Origin of the sequence: Ciceribacter sp. T2.26MG-112.2 (assembly GCF_900492205.1) — a bacterium.
GTDB lineage: Bacteria > Pseudomonadota > Alphaproteobacteria > Rhizobiales > Rhizobiaceae > Allorhizobium > Allorhizobium naphthalenivorans_A.
In genome coordinates this window covers 210,138-228,521 of record NZ_UEYQ01000004.1, presented here as the reverse complement: position 1 = coordinate 228,521, position 18,384 = coordinate 210,138, and the positions used below count along the sequence as shown (strand labels likewise).

The 18,384-nt window shown below is 62.4% G+C and carries 18 protein-coding genes; 5 read left to right on the top strand and 13 right to left on the bottom strand.

Annotated elements, in window-relative coordinates:
* Positions 1 to 38 precede the first annotated feature (38 nt).
* The 7 genes from DYZ14_RS08935 to DYZ14_RS08905 form a co-directional block, all read right to left on the bottom strand.
* Positions 39 to 833 (bottom strand): ABC transporter ATP-binding protein, encoded by a 795-nt coding sequence (locus DYZ14_RS08935; RefSeq protein ID WP_154720338.1) that lies wholly within the window; start codon positions 831 to 833, stop codon positions 39 to 41.
* Positions 830 to 1,711 (bottom strand): ABC transporter permease, encoded by an 882-nt coding sequence (locus DYZ14_RS08930; RefSeq protein ID WP_154720337.1) that lies wholly within the window; start codon positions 1,709 to 1,711, stop codon positions 830 to 832. The genes DYZ14_RS08935 and DYZ14_RS08930 overlap by 4 nt, the downstream gene beginning before the upstream one ends.
* A gap of 99 nt (positions 1,712 to 1,810) precedes the next feature.
* Positions 1,811 to 2,764 (bottom strand): ABC transporter substrate-binding protein, encoded by a 954-nt coding sequence (locus tag DYZ14_RS08925; protein ID WP_154720336.1) that lies wholly within the window; start codon positions 2,762 to 2,764, stop codon positions 1,811 to 1,813.
* A gap of 129 nt (positions 2,765 to 2,893) precedes the next feature.
* On the bottom strand, positions 2,894 to 4,108 hold the full coding sequence (gene rlmN / locus DYZ14_RS08920) for a 23S rRNA (adenine(2503)-C(2))-methyltransferase RlmN (protein WP_445292362.1): 1,215 nt from the start codon (positions 4,106 to 4,108) through the stop codon (positions 2,894 to 2,896).
* A 268-nt stretch (positions 4,109 to 4,376) separates the two neighbouring features.
* Positions 4,377 to 4,880 carry an invasion associated locus B family protein gene (locus DYZ14_RS08915; RefSeq protein ID WP_115670394.1) on the bottom strand — a complete coding sequence of 168 codons (504 nt, stop codon included), beginning with the start codon at positions 4,878 to 4,880 and terminating at the stop codon, positions 4,377 to 4,379.
* A gap of 323 nt (positions 4,881 to 5,203) precedes the next feature.
* Positions 5,204 to 5,602, bottom strand: a complete 399-nt coding sequence (locus DYZ14_RS08910; RefSeq protein WP_154720334.1) for a YkvA family protein — start codon at positions 5,600 to 5,602, stop codon at positions 5,204 to 5,206.
* A 56-nt stretch (positions 5,603 to 5,658) separates the two neighbouring features.
* Positions 5,659 to 5,961, bottom strand: a complete 303-nt coding sequence (locus DYZ14_RS08905) for a 4a-hydroxytetrahydrobiopterin dehydratase (protein WP_154720333.1) — start codon at positions 5,959 to 5,961, stop codon at positions 5,659 to 5,661.
* A gap of 33 nt (positions 5,962 to 5,994) precedes the next feature.
* On the opposite strand from DYZ14_RS08905, the gene DYZ14_RS08900 reads away from it, so the two are divergent.
* Positions 5,995 to 6,501 carry a low molecular weight protein-tyrosine-phosphatase gene (locus DYZ14_RS08900; protein WP_154720332.1) on the top strand — a complete coding sequence of 169 codons (507 nt, stop codon included), beginning with the start codon at positions 5,995 to 5,997 and terminating at the stop codon, positions 6,499 to 6,501.
* Here the strand turns inward: DYZ14_RS08900 and thpR are convergent.
* Positions 6,408 to 7,001, bottom strand: coding sequence for an RNA 2',3'-cyclic phosphodiesterase (gene thpR / locus DYZ14_RS08895; RefSeq protein WP_115670397.1), 594 nt, complete (start codon positions 6,999 to 7,001; stop codon positions 6,408 to 6,410). The two genes, DYZ14_RS08900 and thpR, sit on opposite strands and share 94 nt — an antisense overlap.
* Positions 7,002 to 7,068: 67 nt before the next feature.
* Positions 7,069 to 7,716 (bottom strand): arylesterase, encoded by a 648-nt coding sequence (locus DYZ14_RS08890; protein WP_154720331.1) that lies wholly within the window; start codon positions 7,714 to 7,716, stop codon positions 7,069 to 7,071.
* Between the two features lie 77 nt (positions 7,717 to 7,793).
* Between DYZ14_RS08890 and DYZ14_RS08885 the strand changes: the two genes are divergently transcribed.
* The 3 genes from DYZ14_RS08885 to DYZ14_RS08875 all read left to right on the top strand — a co-directional run bounded on the left by DYZ14_RS08885 (position 7,794) and on the right by DYZ14_RS08875 (position 11,999).
* Positions 7,794 to 8,507: an ABC transporter ATP-binding protein gene (locus tag DYZ14_RS08885; protein ID WP_154720330.1), complete on the top strand. Its 714-nt coding sequence runs from the start codon at positions 7,794 to 7,796 to the stop codon at positions 8,505 to 8,507.
* Positions 8,507 to 11,050 (top strand): ABC transporter permease, encoded by a 2,544-nt coding sequence (locus DYZ14_RS08880; RefSeq protein WP_154720473.1) that lies wholly within the window; start codon positions 8,507 to 8,509, stop codon positions 11,048 to 11,050. Before DYZ14_RS08885 ends, DYZ14_RS08880 begins: the two co-directional genes overlap by 1 nt.
* A 202-nt stretch (positions 11,051 to 11,252) precedes the next feature.
* Positions 11,253 to 11,999 carry a Bax inhibitor-1/YccA family protein gene (locus DYZ14_RS08875; RefSeq protein WP_115670400.1) on the top strand — a complete coding sequence of 249 codons (747 nt, stop codon included), beginning with the start codon at positions 11,253 to 11,255 and terminating at the stop codon, positions 11,997 to 11,999.
* A 113-nt stretch (positions 12,000 to 12,112) separates the two neighbouring features.
* Here DYZ14_RS08875 and DYZ14_RS08870 read toward each other — a convergent pair whose 3' ends face one another.
* On the bottom strand, positions 12,113 to 13,285 hold the full coding sequence (locus DYZ14_RS08870) for a polysaccharide biosynthesis/export family protein (RefSeq protein WP_154720329.1): 1,173 nt from the start codon (positions 13,283 to 13,285) through the stop codon (positions 12,113 to 12,115).
* 124 nt (positions 13,286 to 13,409) lie between these two features.
* Positions 13,410 to 14,675 carry a capsule biosynthesis protein gene (locus DYZ14_RS08865; RefSeq protein WP_232365481.1) on the bottom strand — a complete coding sequence of 422 codons (1,266 nt, stop codon included), beginning with the start codon at positions 14,673 to 14,675 and terminating at the stop codon, positions 13,410 to 13,412.
* A gap of 160 nt (positions 14,676 to 14,835) precedes the next feature.
* On the opposite strand from DYZ14_RS08865, the gene DYZ14_RS08860 reads away from it, so the two are divergent.
* Positions 14,836 to 16,125, top strand: coding sequence for a capsule biosynthesis protein (locus DYZ14_RS08860; protein ID WP_232365489.1), 1,290 nt, complete (start codon positions 14,836 to 14,838; stop codon positions 16,123 to 16,125).
* Between the two features lie 12 nt (positions 16,126 to 16,137).
* Here the strand turns inward: DYZ14_RS08860 and DYZ14_RS08855 are convergent, their stop codons facing one another.
* Both DYZ14_RS08855 and DYZ14_RS08850 read right to left on the bottom strand, forming a co-directional pair.
* Positions 16,138 to 16,929, bottom strand: a complete 792-nt coding sequence (locus tag DYZ14_RS08855; protein WP_154720326.1) for an SDR family oxidoreductase — start codon at positions 16,927 to 16,929, stop codon at positions 16,138 to 16,140.
* Positions 16,930 to 16,994: 65 nt separating this feature from the next.
* On the bottom strand, positions 16,995 to 18,374 hold the full coding sequence (locus tag DYZ14_RS08850; protein ID WP_154720325.1) for an aminotransferase class I/II-fold pyridoxal phosphate-dependent enzyme: 1,380 nt from the start codon (positions 18,372 to 18,374) through the stop codon (positions 16,995 to 16,997).
* Positions 18,375 to 18,384 lie beyond the last annotated feature (10 nt).

The window sequence follows — 18,384 nt, the reverse complement described above, 5'->3', positions numbered from 1 at the left end:
TTAGGGCCGGCGCCTTTCTAGCGTCTTGTCGCTGCTGATCAGCCGATCAGCAATTCGTCGTCGTCGAGCGTCTGGCCACGGATACGGCGGAACATGTCGATCAGGTCCTCGACCTGCAGGTCCTTGCGATTGTCACCGGCCACGTCGAGGACGATCTCGCCGGCATGCAGCATGATCGTGCGCGTGCCGAAATCCAGCGCCTGGCGCATCGAATGCGTCACCATCAGCGTCGTCAGCTTGCGTTCCGAGACGATCGACTGGGTAAGCCCCATGATAAACTCGGCCATGCCCGGGTCGAGCGCCGCCGTGTGTTCGTCGAGCAGCAGCACCTCGGACCCAGCAAGCGTCGCCATCACCAGCGACACCGCCTGACGCTGTCCGCCGGACAACAGGTCCATGCGGTCGGCGATGCGGTTTTCCAGGCCGAGATTGAGCGAGGCGATGCGGTCGCGGAATTCGCCGCGCCGCGAGCCGCCGAGCGCGGACACGAGACCTCGCCGCTTGCCCCGCTGCGAGGCGAGCGCGAGGTTCTCCTCGATCGACAGCGCACCGCAACTGCCGGCCAGCGGATCCTGGAAGACGCGGGCGACAAGTCCCGCGCGCGTCGCCGTCGTCTTGCGCGACACGTCGGCAGTGCCGATCGTCACCCGGCCGGCCGTCGGCAGCACGTCGCCGGCGAGAACGCCGAGCAGCGTCGACTTGCCGGCGCCGTTGGAGCCGATCACGGTGACGAAGGAGCCCGTGTCGATCGTCAGGTTGACGCTCTTCAGCGCCTGTTTCTGCAGCGGCGTGCCGCGACCGAACACGACTTCGATGTTTTCCAGCGCGATCATGCGGATGCTCCTCCACGACGAAGGCGGGGAAGGACGAGCGCGACCGCGACAAGGACGGCGGTGACGAAGTTCAGGTCGGAAGCCTTGAGGCCGAGCACATCGCTCGACAGGGCAAGCTGGATCGCCAGTCGATAGGCGATCGAGCCGAGGACGCAGCCGATCAGCGCCATCAACAGGCCACGCTTGCCGAACAGCGTTTCGCCGATGATCACGGCGGCAAGCCCGACGACGATGGTGCCGACGCCCGAGGTGACGTCGGCAAAGCCGTTGGTCTGGGCAAACAGCGCGCCGCCCAGCGCCACCAGCGCGTTGGAAAGGGCAATGCCGAGATAGATCTGGCTATCGGTCTGGACGCCTTGCGCCCGCGCCATGCGCGCATTGGCCCCGGTCGCACGCATCGCCAATCCCGCGTCGCTTTCAAGGAAGCGCCAGACGAGGAAGACAACGACGGCCACCAGCAGGAAGACGAAGAGCGGGCGGACCAGATATTCGGGAATGCCCTGGCCGTAAAACGGGGTGAGCATCGTTTCCTGGTTGAGCAGCGCGACGTTCGGTTTTCCCATGACGCGCAGGTTCACCGAGAACAGCGCGATCATCGTCAGGATCGAGGCGAGCAGATTGAGGATCTTGAAGCGGACGTTGAGCATGGCGGTCACCAGACCCGCGGCCGATCCGGCGACCATGGCAATGGCGCTCGCAACCCAGGCATTGAGCCCGGCGATGATCAGCACGGCGGCGACAGCGGCCCCGAGTGGAAAGGAACCGTCGACGGTCAGGTCGGGAAAGTCGAGGACGCGGAAGGCGAGATAGACGCCGATCGCCACGAAGGCGAAGACCAGACCCAGCTCGACGGCACCCCAGAAGGCGATTTGGCTCACGGTGGAGAAGTCCTTGTAGGCCGCGCACCGCCGATTCAGCACGGCATGGTGCGCAGGAAATTGGCGGGGCCGCGCGAACACGGCCCCGGTTGGCGGAAATTATTCGATCGTCTTGGTGGCGCGGCTGGTGATGCTCTCCGGGAAGGTCACGCCCATCTTGGCCGCGGCCTTCTTGTTGATCACCAGGTCGGTCCCGGCGGCGACGCGGACCGGAATGTCGCCCGGCTTCTCACCCTTGAGGACGCGCACGACGATCTCGCCGGTCTGCTTGCCAACGTCGAAATAGTTGAAGCCGAGCGCGGCCAACGCACCCCGGTTCACCGAGTCGGTATCACCGGCATAAAGCGGGATCTTGGCTTCCTCCGCGACGCCGACAGCGGCTTCGAAGGCCGAGACGATCGTGTTGTCGGTCGGCACGTAGATCACGTCCGCACGACCGACCAGCGCACGGGCCGCACCCTGCACTTCAGCCGACTTGGTGGCGACGGATTCGACGATGGTCAGGCCAGCCTTCTCGGCTTCCGCCTTCAAGGCGGCAAGCGTCGAGACCGAATTGGCCTCGGCGGTATTGTAGATAAAGCCGATCGACTTGGCGTTCGGCGTGATTTCCTTGATCAGCGCCACATGGTCGGCAACCGGCGACATGTCGGACAGGCCGGTGACGTTGCCGCCCGGCTTCTGCATGTCCTTGATCAGTTCGGCGCCGAGCGGATCCGACACGGCGGTGAAAACAACCGGAATATCGCGGGTGGCGGACACGACGGCCTGGGCGGACGGCGTGGAAATCGGTACGATCACGGTCGGGGCATCGCCGACGAATTGGCGGGCGATCTGCGCCGCAGTGCCCGGATTGCCCTGGGCCGATTCGTAGACGAACTTCAGGTTTTCGCCGTCCTTGTAGCCGGCCTCCGCCAGGGCCTCCTTGATGCCGTCGCGGGCGGCATCAAGTGCAGGGTGTTCGACGATGGCGGTGACGGCGACCGTGACCTCTTCGGCCTTGGCCGGCAGGATCAGGGCGGTAGCAGCGAAAAGTGCGAGTAGGGTGGCGCGCATCCTATGCCTCCAATATGTTGATGTACCGAAGATCGTCTTAAGGTAAGCGATTACTTGAAATCAATTCGCATGCCCCGATGAGGGCGATGATTTCTCGTGATGCATTGCATCGAGACCTGTCACCGCTACTCAGTCGTCCTCGCCGTGGCCGACGATCATCATCGCCTCGAAGGCCAGGCGATCGGTCTTGCGCATGCGCTCGGATTCCGACTTCAACTGCCCGCAGGCGGCCAGGATGTCACGGCCCCGCGGCGTGCGGATCGGCGAGGCATAGCCGGCCTGATTGATGAAATCGGCGAATTTTTCGATCTGCTCCCAGTCCGAGCACTGGTAGTTGGTGCCGGGCCAGGGATTGAACGGAATGAGGTTGATCTTGGCCGGCACGCCTTTGAGCAGCTGGATCAGCCCCTTGGCATCCTCGAGGCTGTCGTTGACGTCCTTCAGCATGACATATTCGAAGGTGATGCGGCGCGCATTCGAAAGGCCCGGATAGGCGCGGCAGGCCTCGATCAGCTCCTTCAGCGGATATTTCTTGTTGATCGGCACCAGCATGTCGCGCAGTTCGTCGCGCACCGCATGCAGCGAGATCGCCAGCATCACGCCGATCTCCTCGCCGGTGCGATATATCTCCGGAACGACACCGGAGGTCGACAGCGTCACGCGTCGCTTGGAAAGCGAAAGGCCGTCGCCGTCGGTCGCGATCAGCAGTGCCTTCTTCACTTCCTCGAAATTGTAGAGCGGCTCGCCCATGCCCATCATCACGACATTGGTGATCTTGCGATCGCTCGATGGGATCATGGCGCCTTGCGGCACGTCACGGTCGGGGAAGTCGCCGAGCCGGTCGCGCGCCAGAAGCAGTTGCGAGAGGATTTCCTCGGCCGTCAGGTTGCGCACCAGGCGCTGCGTGCCCGTATGGCAGAAGGAACAGGTCAGCGTGCAGCCGACCTGGCTGGAAATGCAAAGCGTGCCGCGGCCCTCTTCAGGGATGTAGACCGTCTCGACCTCGACGGGGCGACCGGCACCGCGCGGCGGATAGCGCAGCAGCCATTTGCGGGTGCCGTCGTTGGATACCTGCTCTTCGACGATTTCCGGCCGGGCGATGGTGAAGTTGGCCTTCAGCATCTCGCGCATGTCCTTGGAGACATTGGCCATGGCTTCGAAATCCGAGACGCCGCGGACGTATAGCCAGTTCCACAGCTGCGCGACGCGCATCTTGATCTGCCGCTCCGGCACACCCTTGTCGCGCAGCATCGCGCCCAGTTCCTCGCGGCTCGCACCGATCAGGGTCGGCATTTCCGCTCCAGCCTTGGTGACAGGCACGGGGCGCGCATTGCTCTGCCCCATCACACTCTCCATGACAGCCATGTCGTCAGAACCCTTTCGATCAAAGATGCCGCCTTCGCCATCGACGTGGCGACCGCACCCGATCCTGCATGAACGTAAGAAATTGAGCCGGGCGGGATCCGATATCCCGACAGCCCGGCATTTGCGGGGCCTCTAGCAGTTTTTTCGCCCTGCGTCACGCCGAATGTGAGGTGCCCGGTCGCAGACCCGAACGGCAAAAGGGCCGGTGTGCAACCGACCCTTTATCATTTTACTCGAGTCGCAGGTCTTACTTGCAGTTCTCGATCTGCTTGAGAGCGGCCGAAATCCCGGAGAGCGAATAGGTATAATTCGTCCCCGTACCACGGGCCGAGGTCGCCTTGACCGTCATGTTGGTGCCGCCCTTCATGGCGGCGACCAGTGCCGGCTCCTCGGCGGCATTCTCGACCCAGGCCGAACTGTCCTTGACGAACATGACGAAGTTCTTCGCGTCGATCGTCACATTGACCTTGGAGCCTTCCTTGAGCGCATAGCCCATCATTGCCTGGGGCTCATAGGAAATGTTCTGGCCGGGCCTCTGCGACACGACGAAGAAGATGTCGCCGTGATTGACCGATGCAGGTTCCTTCGCAGTGGGAACGGAAAGAACGTAGCACACGTTCCCGCCATTGGACTTATAGGAATAAGCACCCCATGCCTTGAACTGCTCGATTCGCGTCGGCGACTGCGCCACAGCGAGAGTGCTGCTTGCCAGAATGATTGCCAATGCGGTTACGCTACTTCTTACGAACATGTCTTCCTGCCGGTTGCTTGTCCATCCATCGTTCGGCCGCTACGAGCCGAACACTCCATCGTCAAAACTTGATTCAGTATGACTTAATTTACGTTACCAAACCGTCAACGCGAAACGATTCCGGCCGCAAACCGTGGGCTCCGATCGAGAATCGCCCTATTTCGAGACATTCGCAAGGCTCAAAATCAGGTTCGCTCGACCCCGGCGATCTAGAGGAAAGAAATCTGGCGAGAGTTGGGCTCCGACAGAATTCCGCGCGAATGAAAGGCCCGAATCCGGAAAAAATTCACGACCGTTCTGGCTCCGCGATTGTCAGCGGCCCGTCAGCCTTGCGCACGCGCGTCAGCAGGCTGGCCCTCGTCGGAGAGCATCGCGTCGGCGGCGTGGTAGTGCCTGTCCTTGATATGGCCGTTGATCAGCGCGATCGCCGAGGTCAGGACGGCGATATCGTCGGTGAAGCCGACCAGCGCGAACATGTCGGGAATGGTATCGAGCGGCAGGACGAAATAGCCGAGTGCGGCCAGCAGGATGCCCCGCACGCGTAGCGGTGTCTGTCGGTCGGTCGCGCAGTAGAAGGCAGCGATCACATCGCGCGAGAAGGGAACCTGCCGGATAGCCTTCTTCATCGTCGGCCAGAACTTCGCCCGGACATTGCTTTCCTGCCGCTCCTGCGTTTCCTCGTCGCCCGGCAGCAGGATTTCGCCGATCTTGATATCGTCCATTGCGTCCGATCCTCTCGTTTGGACCCGCCCAAGATATGGGAAGCCCACCGCCAAAATCAATTGCGCCCGGCGGCGGCCCTGTCCATCGCGCTTGCCAGGTTGAAGTCGAGATCTGTCAGCCCCTCGGCCGAATGCGTGGTCAAGGTCACGTCGACGCGACGATAGACATTCGACCATTCCGGATGATGATCGAGCCGTTCGGCGACGAGCGCCGAGCGGGTCATGAAGGCAAAGGCTTCGGCGAAATCGGCGAAGACGAAACGATGGCTGATGGCCTTGCCGTCCGGCGCCAGCGACCACTGCGGCAGGGCCAAAAGTCGTTGCGCGATTGCCGCTTCGTCAAGTTTCTCGTATTTCATCAGCACCCTCTCTCATTTTCCCACGGAAGACCGATGACTCCGTATCCTGTGCTTTTCGTCTGCCTTGGCAACATATGTCGCTCCCCGCTGGCCGAGGGTATCTTTCGTGACATGACGATACAGAACGGCAGAGAACACGACTATCCGACCGATTCGGCAGGCACTGGCGGATGGCATATCGGCTATCCGCCGGACGCACGCTCCGTGCAAGTCGCCCGCGAGCACGGCATAGATATATCGGATTTGCGCGCCCGGCGTATCGAGCCCTCGGATTTCGACCGCTTCGAATTGATCCTCGCCATGGACCGCAGCAACCTGCGCCACCTCGAGGACATGGCGCCGCGCCAGACGGCGGCGACCCTTGCGCTTTTCAGCGCCTATGCCCTCGGCCAGGACATCGATATTCCCGATCCCTATTACGGCGGGATCGAGGGTTTCCGCGACGTCTACAGCATGCTCTTCAGCGGCTGCAGATCCCTCGTCACAAAATTCGAGGCAGAGCGGGCCTCATGGAGCGGAAACACTTCCTCGGTGAGGTAGGGACCGCCACCGACTGATTCCTTCGAGGACAGAAGAACGAAGCGGCTGGCCAGGAACGGGGCGGTATGGAAGTCACCGCGCCCGGCGAGATAGTTGACGACGTCATCGACACGGCATGTCTTCAGGCGGGCCAGCGTCACGTGGGGCATGAACTTGCGTGGATCGGGCGGCAGGCCAATGCGCTGGCAAATGCGCTCGATTTCGGCTTGCAGGGCGAACATTTCCGGCGCCGGCGAAACACCGGCCCACACGGAATGCGGCTTCTTCGAACCGAAGGAACCAATGCCGTTCAGGCTGAGCGTGAATTCGGGACGGTCGATCCGGTCGAGCCGATCGACGATCTCGTCGGCGGTTCGACCGTCGACGTCGCCGATGAAGCGCAGGGTAATGTGGTAATTCTCCACATCGATCCATCGTGCACCAGGGAGACCGCCGCGCAAAAGGGAGAGACTCAAGGCCGCGCTTCGCGGAATTTCGAGGGCAGTGAATAATCTCGGCATAGCGAGCTCCCCGAATCTTTTTGCAGATGCACACAGCGAATCACGCAATGCCGGGACACGCAAGTCCCTATTTCGGCGTGTCCCGTATGGTTTTCACAAAGTCCCGGACGACGGGCAGCATGCGCTCCACCATGATCGCGATCCCGTCGGCATTGGGGTGCATCCCATCCTCGAGCTGCATCTCGGAGCGCGTGACCACCCCGTCGAGGATGAACGGGTAGAAGGCGAGCCCGTGTCTTTCGGCAAGCTTCGGATAGATCGGGTTGAAACGCGCGGCATAGTCGGCCCCCATATTGGGCGGCGCCAGCATGCCAACCAGCAGGACCGCGATCCCACGATCCTTCAGCCTGCCGATGAGCGCATCCAGGTTCCTTTCGGTCTCCTCCGGCGCAATCCCGCGCAACGCGTCATTGGCGCCGAGTTCCAGGATGACGCCCTTCGTCCCGTCAGGCACAGACCAGTCGACCCTTGCCAACCCGGCCGCGCTGGTATCGCCGGAGACGCCGGCATTGGCGATCGTCACTTCGACGCCCTCCGCGACCAGCGCCTTTTCGAGGCGAACGGGCAGAGCATCCTCCTGCGGCAGTTGGTAGCCGGCCATCAGGCTGTCGCCGAAGCCCACCAACGGAACCGGTTCGGCCGCCACGGTAAAGCTGGATGCGAAAATGCCGCCGGCAATCACGGCGAAATGAAGGAGCATCGCTTTAAATCTCATCGGGGCTTTCCTAAATTGACATAAGCTTAAACGGCGCGCGAAGCTTGCTTCGCCTCACATATATAGGGCGAGCACGAGTGATAAAAACCATTATCGAACTGAAGAAGGCCGACCTCACGCTCGGCAATGCGGCCGCATCCGTTCATGTCCTGAAGAACATCGATCTGACGATCGGCAAAGGTGAAGCCGTCGGCATCGTCGGCCCGTCCGGGTCGGGAAAGTCCACGCTGCTGATGGTGCTTGCGGGCCTCGAACGGCTCGACACAGGCGAGATCCACGTCAATGGTGCACCCTTGCACAATCTTGGCGAAGACGCGCTGGCCGATTTTCGCGGCAAGAACATCGGCATCGTCTTCCAGTCCTTCCATCTGATCGCCAACATGACCGCCCTCGAGAATGTCGCCATTCCGCTCGAGCTGGCCAATGTTCGCAGTCCCTTCGACATCGCCCGGCGCGAACTTGAGGCCGTCGGCCTGGGTGAGCGGCTCGGCCACTATCCGGGCCAGCTCTCCGGCGGCGAGCAGCAGCGCGTCGCGATCGCCCGTGCGCTCGCTCCCTCGCCGGCCGTGCTTATCGCCGACGAACCGACCGGCAATCTCGACACGGAGACGGGTCGCCAGATCGCCGACCTGCTTTTTGCCCAGCAGGCCGAACGCGGCATGACTCTGGTGCTGGTCACCCATGACCTTGCGCTTGCCTCCCGCTGCTCGCGCCAGGTGCGCGTCGCCTCGGGCCGGATCGTGGCTGACGCCGCGGTGACGGAACGCCGCTCGGAAGTCGTGACGGCATGATGCGTTTCAGGACGAGAGCCTCGACAGCTTTTCGCATAGCCCTGCGTGAACTGCGCGGCGGGCTGAAGGGTTTTTATATTTTCCTGGCCTGCATCGCGCTCGGCACCGGCGCCATCGCCGCCGTCAATTCGGTCGCAACGGCGATTACCGGCTCCATTGCCTCGGAGGGGCGTACCCTGCTCGCCGGCGACGTGCGCTTCGAATTGAACAACCGTGAGGCCAATACCGAAGAGATCGGCTTTCTCCAGGGCTTGGGAGACATTTCCGTGTCGACCGTGCTGCGCTCCATGGCGCGCCTGCCCGACGGATCGGACCAATCATTGGTCGAAGTCAAGGCTATCGACGGCGCCTACCCGCTCTACGGCACCTTCGTGGCCGACCCCGCCCGTCCCTTGAGCGAACTTGTCGCCGCAAGCGACGGCCGTTTCGGCGCGGTCGCCGCCCCCCTGTTGCTGGAGCGACTTGGCCTTGAAGTCGGCGACGAGATACTGATCGGCAAGGCCCGCTTCGTCATCGCCGGCTCGATCGCAACCGAACCGGATGCGATCTCCGACGGCTTCGGCTTTGCACCGCGGCTGATCACCAGCCGCGAAGCCCTGAAGGCCAGCGGACTGGTGGAAACCGGCAGTCTGGTCGAGCATGCCTACAAGGTCCGGCTCACAGCCCCCGCCCCCACGCCGGAAGAGATTCGGCGCAAGGCCGAAAGCACATTGCCGAATGCCGGCTGGTCGATCCGCACGAGCGACCGGGCCGCTCCGTCGCTCACCGAGAATATCGAACGCTTTTCCCAGTTTCTGACGCTGGTCGGCCTGACGGCGCTGGTGGTCGGCGGCGTCGGCGTGGCCAATGCGGTGCGCGCCTTCCTCGATTCCAAGCGCACCGTCATCGCCACGTTGAAGTGCCTCGGCGCACCGGCCTCGGTCGTCGTCATGGTCTATTTCTTCCAGATCACCATCGTTGCGGCCATCGGCATCCTGGCCGGCCTCGTGCTCGGCGCCATCGCTCCCCTGATCGCCTCCTATTATCTCGCCGGCTTCCTTCCCATATCGACCGAACCGACGCTTTATCCCGGTGCCCTTCTGCTCGCGGCCCTGTTCGGCATGCTGGTGACCCTGGCCTTTGCCATCCTCCCGCTCGGTCATGCTCGGAAGGTCCCGGCGACCGCCCTCTTCCGCGAACAGGGTTTCGAGCCGCGCGGCTGGCCGTCGTGGCCCTATCTCGCTGCCACCACGCTGGCCCTTGGCGCTCTGGCGGCGCTGGCAATCCTGACCTCCGAGGAAAGGCGCATCGCGACGATCTTCCTCGTCGCCATGGCCGCCGGCTTCGTTCTCCTGCGCCTGGTCGCCCTTGGCATCGCCTACCTGGCGCGGCGGAGCCCCCACGTGCCCTCCGCCGCGCTGCGGCTGGCGATCGGCAACATCCATCGTCCCGGCGCCCTGACGCCCGCCGTCACCCTGTCGCTCGGTCTGGGCTTGAGCCTGCTCGTCGCGCTGGCGTTGATCGACGGCAATCTGCGACGGGAGCTCAGCGCCAACCTGCCGGAACGCGCGCCGAATTTCTTCTTCATCGACATCCAGAAGAGCGAGATCGAAGGCTTCCGTTCGGTCGTCGAAGGACAGTCGCAAAACGGCAAGCTGGTGGAAGTTCCCATGCTGCGCGGACGCATCCTCGCGTTCAACGATACGGATGTCGCCAAGATGGACGTGCCGCCGGAAGGCCGTTGGGTGCTTAGGGGCGATCGCGGCATCACCTATGCAGAATCGGTGCCGGAGAATGCATCCGTCATCGAGGGAGACTGGTGGCCGGCAGACTATATAGGCGATCCGCTCGTTTCGTTTTCCGCCGAGGAAGCCGGCGAACTCGGATTGAAACTCGGCGATACCGTGACCGTCAACGTGCTCGGCCGCAACATCACCGCCAAGATCGCCAATTTCCGCAAGGTCGAGTGGGAGAGCCTGTCGATCAATTTCGTCATGGTGTTCTCGCCCAACACGTTTGCCGGCGCTCCCCATGCCTGGCTCGCGACGCTGACCGACGCGAGCGCCGGGCCGGCCGAGGAGGCCGCCATCCTGAAAGCCGTGACCCGAACCTTCCCGACGATCACCAGTGTGCGGGTCAAGGACGCGCTCGACGTGGTCGACCGGCTGGTCGGCCAGCTGGCGACCGCCATTCGTGCCGCCGCGGCCATTGCCCTCGTGGCCTCGATCCTCGTGCTTTCCGGAGCGCTTGCGGCCGGAAATAGGGCCCGCACACACGATGCCGTGGTGCTGAAGACCCTGGGCGCCACGCGGGCCATGCTGATCCGGGCCTTCACCTACGAATACTTCCTGCTGGGAGCGGCGACCGCCTGTTTCGCACTCCTGGCCGGCGGCGGGGTTGCCTGGTACGTGCTGAGCCAGATCATGCGGCTGCCATCCAATTTCCTGCCCGATGTGGCGCTCGCCACGATACTGCTGTCGCTCGTGACGACGATCGGCATCGGACTCGCCGGCACCTGGCGAATTCTCGGACAGAAGGCGGCTCCGGTTCTCCGGGAACTCTAGCGCCACCACGATCTTCATCCGCCGCCGATTGAGCCATAACTGCCGGCCGGATCGGCGCCGATAACACCATTTTGAGAAGCGCGGCTCTTGTCGCGCGCGCCCGGAAACCTCATATTGGCGCTAGGCATGCTGAAGCTCCGCAGCGGCGCCTGGGTATGAAACCCGACACCGTAACCTTTTCGGAGCTTGAAAAGAGGAAACAATGTCTGAACTTCGCAACTACCAGAGCCGACCCGGCCAGAGTGGTGCCCAGTCGGCGACGATGATCGACGAGGGCCTGCGCGCCTATATGCTCAAGGTTTATAACCTGATGGCGCTCGGATTGACCATCACCGGTATTGCTGCCTTCGTCACTGCACAGATGGCGATCGGCAGCGACGGCCAGTTGACCGCCTTTGGCCAGGCGATCTATCTCAGCCCCCTGAAGTGGCTGGTGATGCTCGCCCCGGTAGGCCTGGTGTTCTTCATGAGCTTCAAGATCCACTCGATGAGCGTCTCGGCCGCGCAGACCACGTTCTGGGTCTATGCCGGTCTGATGGGTCTGTCGCTGTCGTCGATCTTCATGGTCTACACGGGCGCCAGCATCGTCCAGACCTTCTTCGTGACGGCGGCGTCGTTCGGAGCGCTCTCGCTCTACGGCTACACCACCAAGCGTGACCTGTCGGGCATGGGTTCGTTCCTGATCATGGGCCTGTTCGGCGTGATCATCGCTTCGCTGGTCAACATCTTCCTAGCGTCTTCGGCGCTTGAATTCGCCATTTCGGTGATCGGCGTCCTGCTGTTCGCCGGCCTGACCGCCTACGACACGCAGAACATCAAGGAATCCTATTACGAAGCCGACGGCAGCGACGTGGCCGGCCGCAAGGCGATCATGGGAGCCCTGCAGCTCTACCTCGACTTCATCAACCTGTTCCTGTTCATGCTGCGCTTCCTTGGCAACCGCGAGTAACAGGAAAGACCCATCAATGCCGGGACGTTTTCGAACGTCCCGGCAGCAAAAAACCGCCGGAGACGGCGGTTTTTTTATTGTTGGAACGCGAACCGCGGCTCTCGCCGGGAGCCTTACTGGTTGGCGATGATCTGCCCGGTGCGGGCAGCCGACAGCGGCGCCGAAACCATACGGACGAACTTGGCGATATCGACCGCCGGGTGACGCGAGGCATAGATGACGTCGCGGTTCTTGATCGGGAAAGTCTGGCCGACGATCAGGCTGTCGGCCACAGACATGTCGAAGCGGTAGACGATCGGATAGCGGCCTTCCTTGTTCGGCCTCATGCCCTTGGCGACGAGTTCATGGAAACGCTCCGGCGACAGCAGGTCGGAGACGATTTCCGGCTCCTCGTAACGGAAGACGAAGTAACCCTTGGCATCGATCCGCTCGTCCGAGCCGCCGCCAGCCAGCGCGATGCTTTCGAGCAGGTTCACGTCGTTGGAGCCAAAGGGGATGCGGCCGTTCTTCCAGACTTCGCCCAGCGCGGTGAAGGTGCGCGGATCGTGGGTGACGAAGATCTGGTCCTTGGGCTCGACGTAGATGTTCTCCGACGGGTTCTCGACGATCGACTGCAAAAGGACCGTACCGGTCTTCTTTCCACGAGCCAGCGTGACATAGGATTCGTAAGGCTGCGAGGCCGGGCCGCCAGCCTTGGCGATGACTTCCATGATCGTCTCGCCGGACAGTCCGAGCGGCACCATGGAGGGCTTGCCGACGGCACCGGACACGGTGACATTGCGGGACGAGGTGGAGCCGCTGCTGATGATGACATCAGGTTCGACGGCCTTGTTGGCCAATGCGCTCAAGACTGCCTGGCGCGCCTGCTCGAGCGTCCGGCCGCTGAACTGCACCAGGCCGACATAAGGAATGGCGGCCTTGCCGTCCGGCTGGACGATGACGTCGATATCGGTCTTCTTGGAATCCTGGGTCGAGAACAGGCCGTCGGCGCCGGCCTCGAAAATGGTGACCCGCAGCTGGTCGCCCACACCGATCACGACATTGCGTGCCGCGCCGCCGATACCAAAGCGGCGCTTCAGCATGCCGACGGAGAAATCGGCAACCGTGCGCGCGCTTTCCGCATTCACGTCGACGATTTCAAAGACGGCCGCGTTCGAACGGTGGACGTCGGAGATCGACTTGCCAGCCTGCGAATTGATATCGGATGCCAGCGGACCGGCACCGGGAACCGCTTCGCAACTCGCCAGACCGGCACATACGATGGCAACAACAACAACGCGTTTCAAATGGGCACTCCTGACCGCGACAGATTCTCGTTCGGCTGATGTCCCTTAGCATGGGAAAAAGCCGGACTTCCAGACGTAGAACCACAATAGGTTACGGAAGCTAAAATTTGACCAATACCTGCCATCAATTTCCGCCGCCACTGTTGCCGATATGCCGCGGAGACGCCTTGGGCGAAGACCAGCGCGGAGGCGGATCGATGAAGGCACCGGGTTCGTTGACCTCATGGGCAAGAATGCGTCGCACGATCTCCTGAATGGCGATCACCCGGCCTTCCTGATGGTAGAAGTTTCCTTTGACCTGGATGGTGGCGGCAATAGCGGCAAGGAATTTCTGGAGCAGGGCATCGTCCACGGGCTCGGGTTCTGCCCAGAAACTGTCAAGGGCACCCTGATGGGTGAGCCCGGGTACGTCGAAGACCGCACAGCCGAGCGCGATCGTCGGCACATGCGCCCTCAGGCTGTGAAGTCCGACCGTGGAATTGACCACGACGGCGCCCGAGGCCCGCTTGAGCAAGGCAACGAGATTGCCCTCTTCGATGAAGATCACCCGCTTTTCGACCTGGTATTGCCTCGCGATATGGGCGACCCTTTTGCCCCAACGCTCCAGCCCGTTATCCAGTGGATGCTGCTTGACGACCAGAAAATGATCAGCCGGCGCATGGGCGGCGAAGGAGCGGATGACCTCTTCCAGCATCTCGGAGAGATGCGCATAGGGCGAGTTGGCGCGAATCTGGTAGTCGCTCTGGAGTTGCAGCGCTACCACATAAAATGGCACATGACCGTTCTCCAGAAGATCGGTCGGAGTCCCGGCTTTCCGCTGCAGGGCCCGGACGACCCAAGGCAGATAGTCGACCAGCGCATTATAATATTTGTCGGCGCGATAGAGCGGAAAGAACGGGCGCCCGAAATAGGCGGTCAGATTGTAGACCACCTCATTGAAAGCTTCCTGTCCGAAGGTATGGGGATAGAGCACGTGCATATCCGGCTCCGGAACCTGTCCGCCGACGGCCTTGATGATCTCGGGATCATTGGGAAAATGCGACAGGCGGCCCATTCCGTCGCGTTCGAGGGTGATCCAGTCGGGACGCAGGTAGCCAAATTCCATCGCATGACAACGAACACCCAGCCGCTGGCCGACCTCCCGCGCCACACAGTGATACGGCAGTTGGTCGGCATAGTATAAAATGTCGGTGATACCCTCGCGCTCGATCAGCGCCTCCAGGAAGGCCGGCCAGCGCTTGAACGAGCCGCGATAGTTGAGTGCGCCAGGCTTGCGCCAATAAAGCTGATCACCCAAAGACAGGTTGACGCGATGGGTGGACGTGCCGGCCGCTTCGAATGCGTCAGCGAGCGCCCGCCAGAACGTCGATGGCGGCCCTTGAAGAAACAAGACTGAGGATCGTTTCCCGGATTGTTGCATCAGCAGACGCACCAGCCACTAAGGACAGAGAGGGGCATTCCGAACCATTTTCACTGATACCAACATTTTACCTGGGCAACGGCGGCGACTATAGGTGGTGACCAATCCACGAACAAGACGGCAAGTGACCATGATGCACCGTTTCTCCCTGCTGATCCTCCAGGGTCCGGCCTCTCCTTTCCTGAAGGGTCTCGCCGCCGCGGCGGAGAAGCGCGGACTGGCGGTCCACAAGATCAATTTCTGCCTTGGTGATACCGTCTTCTGGTGGCCGCGCAAGGCCGAATGGTTCAAGGGCACGGATGCCCAATGGCCGCACTATCTCGAGCGCTATTGCCGTGACAGGCAGATCACCGACATGCTGATGCTGGGAGACGGGCGGCCGAAGCATGCCGCCGCGATCGCGGTGGCCCACAGGCTTGGCATTCGCGTACATGTTTTTGAGCATGGTTATCTGAGACCAGATTGGCTGACCATCGAGCCGGACGGTATGTCCGGGCGATCGCGCTTTCCACGCGATTCCGAGGTGATTCGCGCTATCGCCGCTGACAGACCACCGGCCGATCTCAGCGCACATTTCCGCTCCAGTTTCCTCACCTATGCGCTGCTGGACCTCACCTATCACGTCCCCAATGTGCTGCTGGGTTGGATGGTCCATCCGAACTATCGCACCCATGGCCCCGTTCATCCCGTCGTCGAATATGCCGGCTGGATCGGCAAGGCTTTCAGTGCGGGCCGGCGGCGCCGCGAGGCACAAGCGATCGAGCGCCGCTACCTGCCGGGCTTGCCACAACAGAGCCCTCGCTTCTTCCTCTTCCCGCTGCAACTGGCCGGCGACTACCAGATCCGCATCCACGCGCCGCTTGGTGATCTCGACCGGCTGGTGGAGGGAGTGATCCGTTCCTTCGCCCGTCACGCAGCACCCGACAGACGCCTCCTGTTCAAGACCCACCCGATCGACAACGGCCTGAGCGACTGGCGACGAAAAATCGCCGATATGGCGCACGCAGAAGGCGTCGGCGAACGGGTCGATCTGATCGATGGCGGCGACCTGGACCGGCTGATTGCCCGCGCCGAGGGCGTGGTCACGGTCAATTCGACCGTCGGCCTGACGGCGCTGCTTGCCGCAAAACCGGTGATCAGCCTCGGTGCCTCGGTATACGACATACCCGGCGTGACCCACCAGGGAAGCCTGTCCTCCTTCTGGACCAATCCCGAAGCCCCGGAAGCGGATATGCCCGACGCGCTGGCCCGCGCCCTGATTGCCACCATACAGGTGCGCGGTGGCTTCATCGGGAAGGCGGCGATAGAAAGTGGCGCGCAAGAAATGGTCGAGCGTATTCTCTCACCGTCCCCTCTTCTCTCGGAAAGGGACGCCGGACCCATTGCATTTCGCTATGAAGCCGAACTGAGCATCCGGTGACGATGCAGGACGTCACCGCCTTTGCTTGCGGTGGAACCAGCGATAGATCCACGGCTTTGCAATGCCGCCGAAACGCGAGAGCAGATAGAGGCTCGGCGTGAAGAAGATCTCCGCCTGCCCCCGGTCCAGACCCTTGACGATGCGCCGGGCAACGGCCTCCGCACTCCACAGCCCGGCACTTCCCATCATCGCCACAGCTTCGGGAGGACGCAGTCTCAGTTCGGCGGCCAATTGCGGCGTATCCGTATCGGGGGGAAAGCAGATCGACACATCGATTCCATGCCCGCGTGATTCGACGCGCAATGCCTCGGCGAAGCCGATGAGAGCCGATTTCGAGGCGCAGTAGGCGGTGTAGCCATGAAGGCCGATCAGCCCCGCCCCGGAGGAGACGATCATGATCCGGCCCCGCCTGCGGGCCTTCATGCCGGCATAGACGGCAGAAATCACATGAACCGTGCCGTGGAGGTTCGTGTCGACATGGCGCCTGAAATCAGCGCCCGAGAGGGCATCGAACGGCGCCGGCGCGACCATGCCCGCGGAGGTCACAAGAATATCGCAGGGGCCGACATCGGCTTCGGCGGCAGAAAGCGCGGCCTGCACTGCAGCGTCGTCGGCAACGTCGAGGCTGGCGATGAAAATATCATCCGCGCTCCGCCCGGTCTCGGACACCAAAAGCGCCCTTGCCGCCTCGAGGCGCTCCCGGCTGCGCCCGATCAGGGTGACGCGCGCCGCCCGCGCGAGATACTGCCGCGCGACCGCCAGGCCGATCCCGCTCGAGCCTCCGGTAATGACGACGTGGACCATGGGCACCTCGGACCGTGTTCACCGGATCACAATTGTGGAAACGGAGCCGACAAGCAGCAGAAGGCTCAGGACTTGGCGAACAGTGCCATCAACTGGCGGGCGTCGAACGAGCCGAGCCCGAATTTCTCCTGCTCGAGACGTCCAAGAATGGCGGCCGTACGATCGACCGCACGGGCTATCTGCTCGTCGGTATGGGCGCTGGTGATGAAGAAGCGCAGGCGGGCGAGACCTTCCGGCACCGCCGGATGGATGATCGGCAGCACGTTGATACCGTCGGCATGCAATTCGTTAGACAACTGTACCGCACGCAGGGAATCGGCAACCAGCACCGGCACAACCGAATAGCCCTGGCTCAACCCCGTATCGAGACCGCGCTCGCGCGCAAGATCGAGGAAAAGGCGACTATTGTGACGCAGCTGGTGGGTCCGCTCCGGCTCTGCCTTCAGGATTTCCAGGCTGGCGATTGCCGCCGCCGCCAGCGCCGGGGCAAGGCCGACACTGTAGACGAAGCCGCCGGCCTGGGCCTTCAGCAAGGTGACCAGCGCCTCGCTGCCGGCGATATAGCCGCCACAGCTGCAGCTGGTCTTGGAAAGGGTCCCCATCCAGATATCGACTTCGCCCGCGGCAATGCCGAAATGTTCGAACACGCCGCGGCCCGTCTCTCCGAGCACGCCTAGCGAATGCGCTTCATCGACCATCAGCCAAAAGCCGTATTGCTCCTTGAGACGCAGCAGCGCCGGCAGATCGGCAATGTCGCCGTCCATCGAATAGACGCCTTCGACGATCACCAGGATTCGCTCGTAGTCGCCGGCCAGCGTCTTCAGCACCCGGTCGAGATCGGCAGTGTCGTTGTGCTTGAAGAAGCGGCGGGTCGCGCCGGAGAGCTTTATGCCGGCCAGCGCGCTGTTGTGGATGAATTCATCGTGGATCACCAGATCCTTCGGGCCGACCAGCGAACTGATACCCGCGACATTGGTCAGGTAACCACTGACGAAACAGACCGCGGCCTGCGCATCGTAGACGTCGGCGATCTTCTCTTCGAGCACGGTATGGATCGTGCGTTCGCCCGCCACCACACGGCTTGCCGAAGCCGAAACGCCGAAGGTCTGCAGCGCCTCGCTGGCGCGCGCCAGAACCTTGGGGTGATGGTTGAGGCCGAGATAGTCGTAGGAGGCAAAATTGTCGAAGCTGCGCCCACCGATCAGTGCGGTGGCGCCGCTTGCGCCCTCATGCGCCCGATAGAACGGGTTTTCCATGCCCATCTGCTGGCCGGCGAGCTGCTGCATCACCACCTGCTTATATTCGGGAAGATCGGAGAAGCCCGGCTGCTTGCGCACCGGCGTCTGCGCCGCGGCGTGCTCCGTCCGGACACGACGCCCGGCTTCGACGTCCTTCTGCAACCCCTTCATGCGGTTCAATATGAACTGCCGCTTGCTCTCATCCATTTCAGCGCTC